Raw genomic sequence first — 13,871 nt, 5'->3', positions numbered from 1 at the left:
GTTCAACGGCTTGCGCGCGCGCCCAGGCCTGCGCGTCAGTCCAGCCGGATCAGCAGGTCGAAGGGCAGGGGCGTCCGGCCCGGGACCTGGGGCGCGCGCAGGACGCGCAGCTCCTGCCGGCCCGGCGGCACCGGCAGCGGCTGGTCGGGGACAAGGTCGGTCGTGACGCGGGAATAAAGGACGACGCGGAGGTCCGGCAGCGCGGGCCCGGGACCGACCAGCGTCACCTGCGCCGCCGTCCCGTCGGGGATCAGCAGGCGGCAGATCGCGTCGCCCCGCACCTGTCCCGCGATGCGGTTGTCGCCGCGCGCGAGCACGTTGCCGGCGGGGCAGCCGTCCGGCACGGGAACCGACCATGACGCGAGCGGCGCGACCGGGCCTGCGGGACTGGAGGGCGCCGACGGGGCGGCGGAGGCTTGCGACGTCGCGGGAGTCGCGGGGGTGGCAGCGGGGGGCGCGGCGGGGCTGGCGGTGGCGGGCGTGGATCGCCTGGCCGGGCGGCCGGAAAGCGGGGCGGCGCTGTCCGGCGCGGGCGTCGCGGATGGATCCGGCGTCGCGGCCGGCATCTGCGCGGCACTTGGGCGCATCGCCGGGCGGCCCGGTGCGCCGCTGCTGCTCGCCTGCGCCATCCGCACGGCATCGCGCGGCGCGGCTGTCCCGGCGCAGACGCCTGCGTCCCCGGCGCATGTGGTTGCGGCGATCCCGACAACGGGGAACGCGATTGAGAAGGTCGCCAGCAGCATGAAGATCCGTCCCGACATCGCCCGTTCCCCTCTTGCGCGGTTCCGTGCGACTGAATGGCACAACTGGCGCGCGACCGCACCCCGCGCCCGTTCACATCCCGTCCAGCCGGCCCGGGCACCCGGCAGGCGGAATGCTCGAAGGCAAAAAAAAGCCGGGCACAAGGCCCGGCCAAGTCCAACAGGGAGGTGAAGAAAGACGGCAACCCGGATTGGGGCCATCATCTCTTCATGAACCGAATTATGGGCGTCACTGCCCATGCACAAGGCAGGCAGGCCCATCCCGTCAGCATAGCCGCGTTGCGCTTGGCGAATGTCTGCCGGTCGGCGCCGTCACTCGGCGGCGACCAGATGGCGCATCTGCTGGATCTCTTCCAGCACGAAATCGCGGAACGCCGCGACCCGGCGCGACCCGCGCAGTTCCTCGGGGAAGGCCAGGAACACCGGGACCTCGCCGCTTTCGACGTCGGGCAGGACGCGGACGAGATGCGGGAAATCGACGGTCAGGTAGTCGGGCAGGACGCCGATGCCCACGTGGTTGAGCACCCCCTGCAGCACGCCGAAATAGTTATTCACGAGGAGAGTGGAAGCGATGTTCTGCGCCAGCAGCGTCTGCACCAGCGCCGCACCCGACTGGACCTGCGGGGTGGCCGGGTTCTGGCAGATTAGCCGGTGCGGGCTCAGGTCCGACAGCTCGGTGGGCGTGCCCGCCTGGTCGAGATATGTCTGCGAGGCGTAAAGCCGCATCCTGATGTTCAGCAGCCGGCGGCGAATCAGGTCGGCCTGGCTGGGTTCCTTCATGCGGATGGCGACGTCGGCCTCGCGCATCGGCAGGTCCAGCACGCGTTCTTCCAGCATCAGGTCGATCTTGAGGTCGGGATAGCGCGCGAACAGCTTGGCCAGCCGCGGCACCAGCCACATCGTGCCGAACCCCACCGTCGTGGTGACGCGCAGCTCGCCGAAGACGTGCTCCTCGCTGTCGCGGATGCGGGCGGCGGTGGTGTCGAGCTTGCGCGAGATCGAGCGCGTCGCCTCGAACAGCATCTCGCCCTGCTCGGTCAGGATCAGGCCGCGGGCATGGCGGTGAAACAGGGTCGTGCCCAGCATCTCCTCGAGCGCGCGGACCTGGCGGCTGACGGCCGACTGCGACAGGTGCAGGACGTCGCCCGCATGGGTCAGGCTGCCCGCGTCGGCCACGGCGTGGAAAATCCGCAGCTTGTCCCAGTCCATGTCGTCCCCCCTTCGGCCCGGGTCGTTGATCTGCCCGATGAATGGCAGCGGTAGCCCAAAACGCCCGCTTCAGAAAATCCTTTATCGGTCAGTCAAGCTGACCTATACTCGTGTCGTCATCCAGCTGGGAGGAGCAAGATGAGCATCCAGGTTTCCCTGTCCGATCGCTTCGACCTGTCGCGGCGGCACGTTCTTCTGAACGGCACGCAGGCGCTGGTGCGCCTGATGCTGATGCAGGCCGCGCGCGACAGGGCGGCGGGGCTGAACACCGCAGGGCTCGTCACCGGCTATCGCGGGTCGCCGCTGGGCGGCGTCGACCTGCAGATGATGAAGTCGAAGAAGCTCCTCGATCCCGCCAACGTCCTGTTCCAGCCGGGCCTGAACGAGGACTTGGCCGCCACCGCGATCTGGGGCAGCCAGCAGGCCGAGCTGCGGGGCGAGGGGAAGTACGACGGCGTCTTCGCGCTGTGGTACGGCAAGGGGCCGGGCGTGGACCGGACCGGCGACGTGATGCGCCACGCGAACATGGCCGGCTCGTCGAAGCACGGCGGCGTGGTCATGGCGATGGGCGACGACCACACCGGCGAATCCTCGACCGTGCTGCACCAGTCCGACTGGGCGATGGTGGACGCCTATATCCCGGTGCTGTCGCCCGCGGGCGTGCAGGAGATCCTGGACTACGGTCTCTATGGCTGGGCGCTGTCGCGCTATGCGGGGGTCTGGACCGGGCTCAAGACCATGAAGGACACGGTCGAGGCGACGAGCGTCGTCGACGGCGACCCCTTCCGCATGTCGTTCGTCACCCCCGAAGATTTCCTGATGCCCGAGGGCGGGCTGAACATCCGGCTCGGCGACACGCCCGTGGTGCAGGAAGCGCGGATGATCGACTTCAAGCGCTTCGCGGCCGAGGCGTTCGCCCGCGCGAACCGCATCGACCGCCGCGTCTGGGGCAGGCCCGGCGCGAAGATCGGCATCGCTGCCGCCGGCAAGAACTGGCTCGACGTGGTCCATGCGCTGTCGCTGCTGGGGATCGACGAGGCCGGGGCCGAGCGGCTGGGGATCACGACCTACAAGATCGGCCAGACCTGGCCGCTGGACATGGTCAGCTTCCACGAATGGGCCGAGGGGCTCGACCTCGTCATCGTGGTCGAGGAAAAGCGCAAGCTGATCGAGGTGCAGGTCAAGGAAGCCATCTTCGACGACCGCCGCGGGCGCCGCGTCTATGGCTGGCACAAGGGCGACACGTGGGAACACGGCCGCCGGGTCGAGCTGTTCCCGACCCGCTACGCGCTCGATCCCGTGCTGGTCGCGCAGCGCCTGGGCGAGATCCTCATCGAGGAAGGGCGCCGCACCGACGCGCTGGAGGCGGCGCTTTCGCGCATTGCCGACACCCGCCGCGCCGACAACGCGGCCGAGATCGCGGTCCGCACGCCGTGGTTCTGCTCGGGCTGCCCGCACAACTCGTCGACCAAGGTGCCGGAGGGAAGCCGCGCCTATGCCGGGATCGGCTGTCACTACATGGTCCAGTGGATGGACCGCGAGACGACCGGCTTCACCCAGATGGGCGGCGAGGGCGTGAACTGGGTCGGCGAGGCGCCGTTCTCCACCCGCCCGCACGTGTTCCAGAACCTGGGCGACGGCACCTACAACCACTCCGGCAGCCTCGCGATCCGCGCCGCGAAGGCCGCGGGCACCAACATCACCTACAAGATCCTGTTCAACGACGCCGTCGCCATGACCGGCGGCCAGCCTAACGAGGGCGGGCTGACCGCGCCGCAGATCGTGCGCGAACTGCAGGCAATGGACGTGCCCGTGGTGCTGGTCCACGACGAGAAGGAAGAGATCGACCGCAGCATCTTCCCCGCCGGGCTGCGGTTCGAGGAACGCCAGAACCTGATGGCTGTCCAGCGCGAGCTGGAGAAGGTCGGGGGCGTCAGCGCCATCGTCTATGTCCAGACCTGCGCCGCCGAAAAGCGCCGTCGGCGCAAGAAGGGCGCGTTCCCCGACCCCGACCGCCGCGTCTTCATCAACACCGAAGTGTGCGAGGGCTGCGGCGACTGCTCGGTCCAGTCGAACTGCGTGTCGGTCGTGCCGGTCGACACCGAGCTCGGCCGCAAGCGCGCGATCGACCAGTCGTCGTGCAACAAGGACTTCAGCTGCGTGAAGGGCTTCTGCCCCAGCTTCGTGAGCGTCAACGGCGGCCGCCCGCGCCGCCCCAAGGCCGAGGCGTTCGAGCTGCCGCCGCTGCCCGCGCCCCGGCTGCCCGCGATCGACGGCACCCACAACATCGTCATCACCGGCGTCGGCGGGACTGGCGTCGTGACCATCGGCGCCGTGCTGGCGCAGGCCGCCCAGATCGACGGCAAGGGTGCCGGCATGATGGAGATGGCCGGTCTCGCCCAGAAGGGCGGCGCGGTCCACATCCACCTGCGCCTCGCGAAGCGGCCCGAGGACATCAGCGCGATCCGCGTCGCCGTGGGCGAGGCCGACTGCATCATCGGCGGCGACCTTGTCGTGACGGCGGGCGCCAGGACGATTGGCCTGATGACCTCCGGCCGCACCGGCGCTGTGGTGAACGACCACGAGATCATCACCGGCGAGTTCACCCGCAACCGCGACTTCCGCGTGCCGGCCGACCGGCTGAAGATGTCGCTGCAGGCGCGCCTGGGCGACCGGGCGGCGTTCTTCGACGCATCCAAGCTGGCCGAGCGGCTACTGGGCGACTCGATCTATTCCAACATGCTGGTCATGGGCGCGGCCTACCAGCAGGGGCTGATCCCCCTGGGCGAGGCCGCGATCCTGCAGGCGATCGAACTGAACGGCGCCAAGGTCGCGGAAAACCAGCGGGCGTTCCAGATCGGGCGCTGGGCGGTGCTGAACCCCGACAAGCTCGCCGCACCCGAGGCGCCGACGATGCTGCCCCGCGATCCCGTCGCCTACCGCGCCGCGCGGCTGGTGGACTACCAGGGCGAGGGGCTGAAGCGCCGGTTCCTGGATCTCGTGGCGCAGGCCCCGGCCGAGCTGCGCGAGAGCGTCGCCAAGGGCTACTACAAGCTGCTCGCCTACAAGGACGAATACGAGGTCGCGCGGCTGCACCTCGACACCGCCGACCGCGTCGCGCAGGCGTTCGAAGGCGACGTGCGCGTGACCTATCATCTCGCCCCGCCGGTCCTGATGGGCCGCGACAGCGAGGGGCGGCCGAGGAAGCGCGAGTTCGGGCCGTGGATGGGCCGGGCGTTCAAGGTGCTGGCCGGCATGAAGGGCTTGCGTGGAACGCCGTTCGACGTCTTCGGCTACATGCCGGAACGCCGCCGCGAGCGGGCGATGATCGCGCAGTTCGAGGCCGACATGCGCGAGGTCCTGCCGCGCGCCACCCCGGCCACGATGGACCTGATCCGCGAACTGGCGGAACTGCCGCTCGACGTGCGCGGCTACGGCTTCATCAAGGACCAGGCCGCCGAGGCTGCCGCTCCGCGCCGCGCCGCGCTGCTGGACGCGATCCGCGCGGGCGGCACCCCGATCCGCCACGCGGCCGAGTGACGCACACGCGGCCAAGCGTCGCGCAGACATGGATTTTCCCGCCGCCAGTCCCTAGACAGGCGGCGGATTTCTTTCGGGGACAATGCCATGGCAGTCGGCGTATTTGATTCGGGTCTGGGCGGTCTGACGGTGCACCAGGCCATCGCCGCCCGGATGCCCGGCCTGCCGCTGGTCTATCTGGGTGACAACGCCAACGCGCCCTACGGCACCCGCACCCCCGACGACATCTTCCGCCTGACCTGCGCCGCGACCGAGCGGCTGTGGGAGGAAGGGTGCGATCTCGTGATCCTCGCCTGCAACACCGCAAGCGCCGCCGCGCTGCGCCGGATGCAGGAAAGCTGGCTGCCCGAAGGCAAGCGCGTTCTTGGCGTGTTCGTCCCGCTGATCGAGGCGCTGACCGAACGGCAGTGGGGCGACAACAGCCCGCCGCGCGAGGTCGCGGTCAAGCACGTGGCCCTGTTCGCGACCCCCGCGACCGTCGCCAGCCGGGCATTCCAGCGCGAGCTGGCGTTCCGCGCCATCGGCGTCGATGTCGAGGCGCAGCCCTGCGGCGGGCTCGTCGACGCGATCGAGGACGGCGACGAGATCCTGGCCGAGGCGCTCGTCCGCAGCCATGTCGAGGCGTTGAAGCGCCGCATGCCGCATCCGCAGGCAGCGGTGCTGGGCTGCACCCATTATCCCCTGATGGCGCGCGTGTTCCAGGACGCGCTCGGCAAGGACGTGAAGGTTTTTTCGCAGGCCGATCTGGTCGCGGCGAGCCTTCAGGACTATCTCGCCCGCAGGCCCGCGTTCCGGGGGCCGGGCGAGCAATCGCTGTTCCTGACCAGCGGCGATCCGGTCCGCGTCGGGTCCAAGGCCACGCAGTTCCTGCGCGCGCCGATCACGTTCGAAGCTGCCTGAGGAAGGCTTGTCATCGCGATGAAGTCGCTCAAGAAAAAGCGCCGCATCCAGTTGGTCGTCGCAGCCGCGGTCATGCTGCTGCTGTCGGCCGTGCTGATCGGCTACGGCTTCCGCGACGGCATCAGCCTGTATCGTTCGCCCTCGCAGGTCATGGCGGAGGCGCCGGGCGAGGCCGAGTATTTCCAGCTGGGCGGGCTGGTGAAGGAAGGGTCGATCGTGGACCGCGCCGGGGTGGCGTTCGACTTCGTCGTGACCGACGGCGGACAGGAGATTCCGGTGCGGTACGAAGGCTCCGACCCGCGCCCGGACCTGTTCACGGAAAACTCCGGCACGATCGCCAAGGGTTACTTCCGCGATGGCGTGTTCCACGCTGATTCGCTTCTGGCTAAGCACGACGAGAACTACATGCCGCGCGAGGTCATCGACACGCTGAAGGCGCAGGGCGTGTACGAGGCGCCGACCTCCTGATCCCGACGCCGCAACGCACGCCTGGTTAACAGGGGGTTAACCGCCCCGCGCGAGCCTCTGCTGCGAACGTCATGCGGGGGCAAGGATGCAGACAGTGGACCAGATCGCGGCCGAGATCGTGGCGCGCGAGGGGGGATTCGTGAACGATCCCGACGATCCGGGCGGGGCCACGAAATACGGCGTCACCATCGGCACGCTGCGGCGGCTGGGGATCGACCTGAACGGCGACGGCCGGACCGGCACCGACGACCTGAAGCTGCTGACCCGCGCGCAGGCGGCGCGCATCTTCGTCGAGCATTTCTTCCGCGGCCCGAAGCTGGACCAGCTGCCTGCGGCGGTCCAGCCGTCCGTCTTCGACATGTACGTCAACTCGGGCGCGAACGCGGTGAAGATCATGCAGCGGCTCGTCGCGCGGATGGGCTTTCCCTGCGAGGACGACGGCATCGTCGGGCCGAAGACGGTCGCTGCCGTCCGCGCGGCGGCCGAGGCCGCGCCCCGCCACCTCGCCGATGCCTACGGGATCGCGCGGCGCAACTACTACTACGCCATCGCCGACGCGCGGCCCGCGAGCCGCAAGTACGCCCGCACCCGCGCGGGCGGGAAGGGGGGCTGGATCACCCGGGCCGAGGCCTTCATCGACCCCCGCTACCGCCTGACCGCGGCCGAGCACAAGAAAAGGACCGCCGCATGGGCATGATCGACCGCTTCATCGGGGCCGGCCCCGCCATCGCCGCGATGGGCAACGCCGCGGGCCAGCTGTCCGAGGTGTTCACCCCCAACGCCACCCGCCGGATGGAACTGGACGAGGAGGCCTACGCCCGCGCCATGGCCGAGCACGGGCAGGAGTTCGTGTCGGCCGGCGACAGCTACTTCGACGCCATGGTAAACGCGTTGAACCGCCTGCCGCGGCCGCTGCTGACCCTGGGGACGATCGGGCTGTTCATCTACGCGATGGTCGAGCCCGCGGGCTTTTCCCTCAGGATGGAGGGGCTGGCGCTGGTGCCCGAGCCGCTCTGGTGGCTGATGGGCGCGATCGTCAGCTTCTACTTCGGCGCGCGCGAGGCGCACTACTTCCGCGGCCGGGTCTGGCCGCGCGCCAAGGTGACGACCACGACCACCACCGGCGCGCAGGGCGACTTCGCCGACAATGCCGCGCTGCTTGACTGGAGCTCGGAACGCTAGGACCGGGCCACGGGGCCGTGACGATCTGACCGACGCGCGGGGCTGGTTCACACCGGCCCCGCGCCTTATTGTGCCAGCCTGCAACGTTTCCGCGGGGTCGCGCCATGATTGCCGAGCTGGGTCACTTCGCCCTCGTGCTGTCGCTCGGGGTGGCGCTGTTCCAGATGATCGTGCCGATGATCGGCGCGTCCCGCGACCGCGCCGCCTGGATGGACAGCGCGCGGCCCGCCGCGATGGCGCAGTTCGGGCTGCTCGGGATCGCCTTCGCCGCGCTGACGGTGGCGTTCGTCACTTCGGACTTTTCGGTCGCACTCGTCTACGAGAACAGCCATTCCGCCAAGCCGATGCTCTACAAGGTCAGCGGCGTCTGGGGGAACCACGAGGGGTCGATGCTGCTGTGGGTGCTGATCCTCGCGCTCTTCGGCGCGGCGGCAGCGGTCTTCGGCGACAACCTTCCGCCGCGGCTGCGCGCCCGCGTCCTGTCGGTGCAGGCGGCGATCGGGGCCGCCTTCCTGGCCTTCATCCTCCTGACCTCGAACCCGTTCCTGCGGTTGGACGTGCCGCCGTTCGACGGGCGCGACCTCAATCCGCTGCTGCAGGACCCCGGCCTCGCCTTCCATCCGCCCTTCCTCTATCTCGGCTATGTCGGCCTCAGCATGTCGTTCAGCTTCGCCGTCGCGGCCCTGATCGAGGGGCGGGTGGACGCCGCGTGGGCGCGCTGGGTCCGGCCCTGGACGCTGGCCGCGTGGATGTTCCTGACCATCGGCATCGCGCTGGGATCGTGGTGGGCCTATTACGAACTCGGCTGGGGCGGCTTCTGGTTCTGGGACCCGGTCGAGAACGCGTCCTTCATGCCGTGGTTGCTGGCGGGGGCCCTGCTGCACTCTGCCGTGGTGGTCGAGAAGCGCGAGACGCTGAAGGCCTGGACGATCCTTCTTGCGATCATGGCGTTCGGCCTGTCGCTGGTCGGCACGTTCATCGTCCGCTCGGGCGTCATCACCTCGGTCCACAGCTTCGCTTCCGACCCGACGCGGGGTGTGTTCATCCTCGGCATCCTGACGCTGTTCGTCGGGGGCGCGCTGACGCTGTTCGCCGCGCGCGCGGGCGCAATGACGACGCGGGCCGTCTTTTCGCCGGTGTCGCGAGAAGGGGCGCTGCTTCTCAACAACCTCCTGCTCGCGGTCGCGGCCTTCGTCGTGTTCGTGGGCACGCTGTGGCCGCTGGTGGCCGAGTTCGCGACCGGGCGGAAGCTGTCGGTGGGGCCGCCGTTCTTCGAGAAGGCGTTCACCCCGTTCATGATCGCGCTGGCGCTCGCGCTGCCCATCGGCTCGATCCTGCCCTGGAAGCGGGGGCGGGCCGGACGCGCGATGGCGGCGCTGCGGCCCGCGGCTTTCCTCGCGCTCGCGGTTGCGGGGCTGGTGTTCGCGGTGTCGACGGGACATTCCGCGCTGGCGGTCGTGGGCGCGGGCCTGGGCGCCTGGCTGGTCGCCGGGTCCGGCGTCGATCTCTGGCAGCGGGCGGGCGGCAGGGCGGCGCGCCTCACGCGGCTGCCCGGCGCCGACTGGGGCCGCGCGGTCGCCCACGCGGGCCTCGGCGTCACGTTCATCGGGATCAGCCTGCTGATGGCCTGGCAGGTCGAGGACATCCGCGTGGCGCAGGTCGGCGACCGGCTGCGGATCGCGGGCTATGATGTCACCCTGCAGGACGTGGCTGAGGTGCAGGGGCCGAACTACGTCTCGACCACCGCGACGATGCTGGTGGAACGCGCGGGCCGGCGGGTCGGCGTGCTGCATCCGGAAAAGCGCGTCTACCCGGTGCAGGCGATGCCCACGACCGAGGCCGCGATTTCGTCGGGCGTCTTCCGCGACATCTACCTCGTGATCGGCGACCGTCAGCAGGGCGGCGGCTGGGCGATCCGGTCCTACGTCAAGCCGTTCGCCGCATGGATCTGGGTGGGCTGCGGACTGATGGCCCTGGGCGGGCTGCTGAGCCTGACCGACCGCCGCTACCGTGTCGCCGCGACCGCGCGCAGGCGCGCGAGCGCTCCGGTTCCCGCCGAATGAGGGCGCTCGCGGTCGTGCTGCTGCTGGCGCTTTCGGCCGGCCCGTCCTTCGCCGTCCAGCCCGACGAGGTGCTGGCCGACGCGGGGCTGGAGGCGCGGGCGCGGGACATCTCGCGCGACCTGCGCTGCCCGGTCTGCCAGGGCGAGAACATCGACGAATCGAACGCGCCGATCAGCCGCGACCTGAGGCTTTACGTGCGCGAGCGGCTGGTCGCGGGTGACAGCGACGCCGAGGTGATCGAGGCCGTGACCGACCGCTTCGGCGAGTTCGTGCTGTTCGACCCGCCCGCGACCGGCAGCACGCTGGTCCTGTGGCTGGCCGGGCCCGTGATGGCGCTGCTGGGGCTGCTGGTCGCCTGGCGTTTCGTCAGGCAGCGCCCGGCGCTGGCCCGCGCCGAGGCGCTGAACGACGAGGAACAAGCGCGGCTTGACCGGATCATGCGCGACGACGCCCGCTGAGCGGCGCCGTGCGGCGCGTCAGGCGATGCGGCGGAAGCCCGAGGTCTCGCCCTCGTTGTCGAAGAACGGCACGCTTGCCGGCGCCTTCAGCGGACCATCGCCAGCGGCCGCCACCAGCGCCTGCACCTCGGCCAGCACGACCTCGGTGATGAAGGGCAGGTTCAGGCGCCGCGCCTCGGCCAGGGCGACCCAGTGGAGATGCGACAGCTCGTCCGATGCAAGCGAGAAGTCGTGCCGGTCGCCGTGCAGCTTCTCCGCGTCAATCATGAAGAAGCGCGCGTCGAACCGGCGCGAGCGGCCAGGCGGCGTGATCGCGCGGAAGACGTAGATCAGCGCGGACGGATCGGGGACGAGGCCTGCGCGTTCGTATTCGGGCCAGTTCCCGGCGGTCCGGCCGGGTTGCCCGATCATCAGCCCGGTTTCCTCGGCCAGCTCGCGCAGCGCCGCTGCCGCTATGGCGCGGCCGCGCACCGCGCCGCCCGCGCGCAGATGCGCGTCGAGGCGCGACAGGCAGGACGAGTCGGGCGCGCCGCATTCGATCAGCGCGTCGGCGGGGTCGACCGCGCCGCCGGGAAAGACGTATTTCGACGGCATGAACGCGGCCCCGGCGCCGCGCATTCCCATCAGGACCGACGGCCCCGACGGCGCGGTGCGGTCGATGACAAGGACGCTCGCCGCGTCGCGGATGGCGGCCGGATCGGGCGCAAGCGGGGTGCCGGCCGCGGTCACGGCCGCTGCGGCTCGGGGGCGTTGAAGGCGCGGCTGTCGAAGTCCGGCGCGGCCGGGTCGGTGTTGCCGAAGCCGTGCATGCGCTTGGCCCACTGGAAGCCGACCAGCCCCCCCTTGATCCGCGGCAGCATCAGCAGCGACAGGACGGTGGCGGCGACGCAGAACCCCGCCACCATCACCAGCGGATCGGGCTGCCAGGCCATGTAGACGGCGAGAAGCAGCGGCCCGACGAGGTGCGACACGATCAGGATGGTGAGATAGGCGGGCCCGTCATCGGCGCGCTGCGCGCTCAGATCCTCGCCGCAGGAGGGGCAGGCGGGGCTGACCTTGAGGTAGCTGCCAAACATGGCGCCGTCTCCGCAGGCCGGGCAGCGCCCACGCGCGCCGCGGATCATGCCCTGGCGCAGGTCGCGGCCGGGAAGGGCGGCGGGGGCGTGCGGGGCGTCGGGCGGGGGAGCCGTGACGGCCGGTTGCGGGTGGGTGGCGTCCATGGCGGGTCCTTCGAACCAATGCGGTCAGCCGATCTATAGATGCGCGGCCGCCCCGATGAAAGCGCCGTGACCGCGACCGAAGAGCGCGGCGCGGGTCTCTTGCGCAGCGGCCCTTGTGCTGCGGGCCGTGCCGCGCAGGCCCTGCGGTGCGGAGGTTGCGGCGTGCGCCCCGTGGCCCGCTGCGACGTCGCGGGTGCTAGGCGGCGACCGGCTGCCCGTGCCGTACCGAGCGGTCGCGTCCGGACCGCTTCGCCTGCCTCATGGCAGTGTCCGCGCGCGACAGCAGCAGTTCGATCCCTGTGGCGCTGGCGCAGAGCCCCTCGTCGTCGATCGCGATCCCGGCCGAGACGGTGACGGCGAGCGTTCCGCCCCCGGCGCAGTCCGGCAGCCGGACGGGCCGATCCGACACGACCCCGCGAAGCCGGTCGGCAAGATCGCATCCCGCCCGCGCGCCGCCGCCGGGCAGCACGGCCAGGAATTCCTCGCCGCCCACGCGCGCCAGCAACGCGCCGTCGGGCAGCGCCGCCAGCATCCGGCCCGCCACGGCGCGCAGCACCTCGTCGCCGGCGGCGTGGCCGTGCAGGTCGTTGACCAGCTTGAACCGGTCGATGTCGAGGGCGATCACCGCAAGGCTGCTCCGTGCGGTGCCGGCCGCCCCCAGCTCCTCCATCCGGGCAAGGAAGTGCCGGCGGTTCGGCAGGTCCGTCAGCGGGTCGGTCCAGGCCCAGCGGCGGTCGCGGGCGGCGGCCTGGCGGGACCGGTCGGCCGTCCGCTTGCGGCGCAGCTGCGCGGCGATCCGCAGCGCGATTTCCTCCTCGTGGTCGGGATCGGGCGGGTCCGACAGCACGTCGTTCGCGCCGAGATCCAGGGCGACCGAGGCGAGGTCGGTCCGGTCGGCGGGCAGAAGGACCACGATCGACGCCTCGCGCGACGCCGGCCGCGACCGCAGTTCGGACATGAGCTGCAGGCCCGCCGCCCCGCCCCCGCCGCCCCCGGCGATGAGGTAGAGATCGGCGGCCCGGCCCTGCGCCGCGTCCGACAGGGCCCGATCCGCTTCGCAGAACCGGACGGAAACGTTCAGGCGAGCCTGCACGGCGCGGCGCCACAGCAGCGACCCGGCGCCCGCCTGTCCGACCAGCACGATCTCGGCCCCTTGCAGGTCCGCGGCGCCCGCGCCCGGCCCCGCGAAGGCTGCCGCGGCCTCTGCCAGGCCGATCGGCTGGAACGCCCCCCCGCCGACGGGCAGGGGACCGGCGACCGGCAGCATCCCCTGGCCGTCGCGCACGAGGCCCCGGATCCGCGCGAGCAGGAGTGATTCGTCCACCGGCCGGTCCATCGCCGCGGACGCGCCCGCGCGCAGCGCCCGCACCCGGTCCTGCGGGTCCGTGATGGCGATGACCGGAACCGTTCCCATCGTCTCGGCCGCGAGCCGGGCGCAGCACAGGACGACCGAATTGTCGCCCGCCGCGCCGCCGACGAGGATCACCTGCGGGGTCGTGCGGCGCAGCGTGGCCAGCGCCTCGTCCAGCGAGGGCGCGGTCGCCACCTCGTAGCACGCCGAGGCCAAGCGCACCTTCATGGTGATCCGGCTGGTCGCCGCGCCGTCCACGACAAGGATGCAATCGCCCATGCGCTTCCCTTTACTTTCACGCCCCGCTTCCGCACTGTGCTTCACAAAGTTTAACAAACCGTTTCCACGCATTTGGGCGGTCACGATGATTTCTCACGCTGAACTGTCGGAAATGACCGACGCGGCGATCATGCATTTCGCGGCCGAGCCAGAGCTGATGTCGCAGTTGATGGCCGCAAGCGGGCTGCGGCCGGCCGATTTGCGCGACGCCGCCGCGCGCCCGGACTTCGCCGCCGCAATCCTCGATTTCCTGTGCGAAAGCGACGAGCGGCTGCTTCATTTCGCCCGGTCCGCGGGCTTTCGGCCGGAACGCATCGCCTATGTTCGCGCGGCGCTGGAAGCGGGTCAGGTCGGCCCGATGCGCCGGCACTGATAGCCGCGCAGGATCAGGCGGCATTGACGATTTCTTCAGGCTTTCCTGCGAGGAAGGCCATCGAGGG

The 13,871-nt window shown here is 70.7% G+C and carries 13 protein-coding genes; 8 read left to right on the top strand and 5 right to left on the bottom strand.

What is annotated here, in order from left to right; translation table 11 throughout:
• Positions 1-35 precede the first annotated feature (35 nt).
• Positions 36-761 (bottom strand): hypothetical protein, encoded by a 726-nt coding sequence (locus tag ELI80_RS10840; RefSeq protein WP_136651937.1) that lies wholly within the window; start codon positions 759-761, stop codon positions 36-38.
• 312 nt (positions 762-1,073) lie between these two features.
• Complete coding sequence (locus tag ELI80_RS10835) at positions 1,074-1,970, bottom strand: LysR family transcriptional regulator (protein WP_136651936.1); 897 nt, start codon at positions 1,968-1,970, stop codon at positions 1,074-1,076.
• A gap of 138 nt (positions 1,971-2,108) precedes the next feature.
• Between ELI80_RS10835 and ELI80_RS10830 the strand changes: the two genes are divergently transcribed.
• From ELI80_RS10830 to ELI80_RS10800, 7 genes are all read left to right on the top strand, one after another.
• Complete coding sequence (locus ELI80_RS10830; protein WP_136651935.1) at positions 2,109-5,510, top strand: indolepyruvate ferredoxin oxidoreductase family protein; 3,402 nt, start codon at positions 2,109-2,111, stop codon at positions 5,508-5,510.
• 87 nt (positions 5,511-5,597) lie between these two features.
• Positions 5,598-6,410: a glutamate racemase gene (locus ELI80_RS10825; RefSeq protein ID WP_136651934.1), complete on the top strand. Its 813-nt coding sequence runs from the start codon at positions 5,598-5,600 to the stop codon at positions 6,408-6,410.
• Between the two features lie 18 nt (positions 6,411-6,428).
• A complete protein-coding gene (gene ccmE / locus ELI80_RS10820) occupies positions 6,429-6,878 on the top strand; it encodes a cytochrome c maturation protein CcmE (RefSeq protein ID WP_136651933.1) in 450 nt (149 codons plus the stop codon).
• Between the two features lie 85 nt (positions 6,879-6,963).
• Positions 6,964-7,575, top strand: coding sequence for a holin-associated N-acetylmuramidase (locus ELI80_RS10815; RefSeq protein ID WP_136651932.1), 612 nt, complete (start codon positions 6,964-6,966; stop codon positions 7,573-7,575).
• Positions 7,566-8,060, top strand: coding sequence for a holin family protein (locus ELI80_RS10810; RefSeq protein ID WP_236641449.1), 495 nt, complete (start codon positions 7,566-7,568; stop codon positions 8,058-8,060). The genes ELI80_RS10815 and ELI80_RS10810 overlap by 10 nt, the downstream gene beginning before the upstream one ends.
• Positions 8,061-8,164: 104 nt before the next feature.
• Positions 8,165-10,123 carry a heme lyase CcmF/NrfE family subunit gene (locus tag ELI80_RS10805; protein WP_136651931.1) on the top strand — a complete coding sequence of 653 codons (1,959 nt, stop codon included), beginning with the start codon at positions 8,165-8,167 and terminating at the stop codon, positions 10,121-10,123.
• The gene (locus tag ELI80_RS10800; protein WP_136651930.1) at positions 10,120-10,581 is read left to right on the top strand and encodes a cytochrome c-type biogenesis protein; all 462 of its coding nucleotides are present in this window, start codon (positions 10,120-10,122) and stop codon (positions 10,579-10,581) included. Before ELI80_RS10805 ends, ELI80_RS10800 begins: the two co-directional genes overlap by 4 nt.
• Before the next feature lie 18 nt (positions 10,582-10,599).
• Here the strand turns inward: ELI80_RS10800 and ELI80_RS10795 are convergent, their stop codons facing one another.
• From ELI80_RS10795 to ELI80_RS10785, 3 genes are all read right to left on the bottom strand, one after another.
• On the bottom strand, positions 10,600-11,310 hold the full coding sequence (locus ELI80_RS10795; RefSeq protein WP_136651929.1) for an NUDIX hydrolase: 711 nt from the start codon (positions 11,308-11,310) through the stop codon (positions 10,600-10,602).
• Positions 11,307-11,801, bottom strand: coding sequence for a DUF983 domain-containing protein (locus tag ELI80_RS10790; protein ID WP_136651928.1), 495 nt, complete (start codon positions 11,799-11,801; stop codon positions 11,307-11,309). The genes ELI80_RS10795 and ELI80_RS10790 overlap by 4 nt, the downstream gene beginning before the upstream one ends.
• Positions 11,802-11,997: 196 nt before the next feature.
• Positions 11,998-13,431 carry a diguanylate cyclase gene (locus ELI80_RS10785; RefSeq protein ID WP_161596459.1) on the bottom strand — a complete coding sequence of 478 codons (1,434 nt, stop codon included), beginning with the start codon at positions 13,429-13,431 and terminating at the stop codon, positions 11,998-12,000.
• Between ELI80_RS10785 and ELI80_RS10780 the strand changes: the two genes are divergently transcribed.
• The gene (locus ELI80_RS10780; protein ID WP_236641448.1) at positions 13,430-13,804 is read left to right on the top strand and encodes a DUF3572 family protein; all 375 of its coding nucleotides are present in this window, start codon (positions 13,430-13,432) and stop codon (positions 13,802-13,804) included. The two genes, ELI80_RS10785 and ELI80_RS10780, sit on opposite strands and share 2 nt — an antisense overlap.
• Positions 13,805-13,871: the final 67 nt, after the last annotated feature.

Source organism: Paracoccus aeridis (genome assembly GCF_004923205.2).
In the GTDB taxonomy this organism is placed as follows: domain Bacteria; phylum Pseudomonadota; class Alphaproteobacteria; order Rhodobacterales; family Rhodobacteraceae; genus Paracoccus; species Paracoccus aeridis.
The sequence above is the reverse complement of the archived record's forward strand: the minus strand, read 5'-3'. Positions and strand labels throughout refer to the sequence as shown.

Bases quoted from the DNA above. Each gene is read 5' to 3' on its own strand.
- ELI80_RS10800 (WP_136651930.1), top strand. From the start codon at position 10,120: ATGAGGGCGCTCGCGGTCGTGCTGCTGCTGGCGCTTTCGGCCGGCCCG.
- ELI80_RS10815 (WP_136651932.1), top strand. From the start codon at position 6,964: ATGCAGACAGTGGACCAGATCGCGGCCGAGATCGTGGCGCGCGAGGGG.
- ccmE (WP_136651933.1), top strand. From the start codon at position 6,429: ATGAAGTCGCTCAAGAAAAAGCGCCGCATCCAGTTGGTCGTCGCAGCC.
- ELI80_RS10785 (WP_161596459.1), bottom strand. From the start codon at position 13,431: ATGGGCGATTGCATCCTTGTCGTGGACGGCGCGGCGACCAGCCGGATC.
- ELI80_RS10840 (WP_136651937.1), bottom strand. From the start codon at position 761: ATGTCGGGACGGATCTTCATGCTGCTGGCGACCTTCTCAATCGCGTTC.
- ELI80_RS10805 (WP_136651931.1), top strand. From the start codon at position 8,165: ATGATTGCCGAGCTGGGTCACTTCGCCCTCGTGCTGTCGCTCGGGGTG.
- ELI80_RS10780 (WP_236641448.1), top strand. From the start codon at position 13,430: ATGCGCTTCCCTTTACTTTCACGCCCCGCTTCCGCACTGTGCTTCACA.
- ELI80_RS10790 (WP_136651928.1), bottom strand. From the start codon at position 11,801: ATGGACGCCACCCACCCGCAACCGGCCGTCACGGCTCCCCCGCCCGAC.
- ELI80_RS10830 (WP_136651935.1), top strand. From the start codon at position 2,109: ATGAGCATCCAGGTTTCCCTGTCCGATCGCTTCGACCTGTCGCGGCGG.
- ELI80_RS10835 (WP_136651936.1), bottom strand. From the start codon at position 1,970: ATGGACTGGGACAAGCTGCGGATTTTCCACGCCGTGGCCGACGCGGGC.
- ELI80_RS10810 (WP_236641449.1), top strand. From the start codon at position 7,566: ATGGGCATGATCGACCGCTTCATCGGGGCCGGCCCCGCCATCGCCGCG.
- ELI80_RS10825 (WP_136651934.1), top strand. From the start codon at position 5,598: ATGGCAGTCGGCGTATTTGATTCGGGTCTGGGCGGTCTGACGGTGCAC.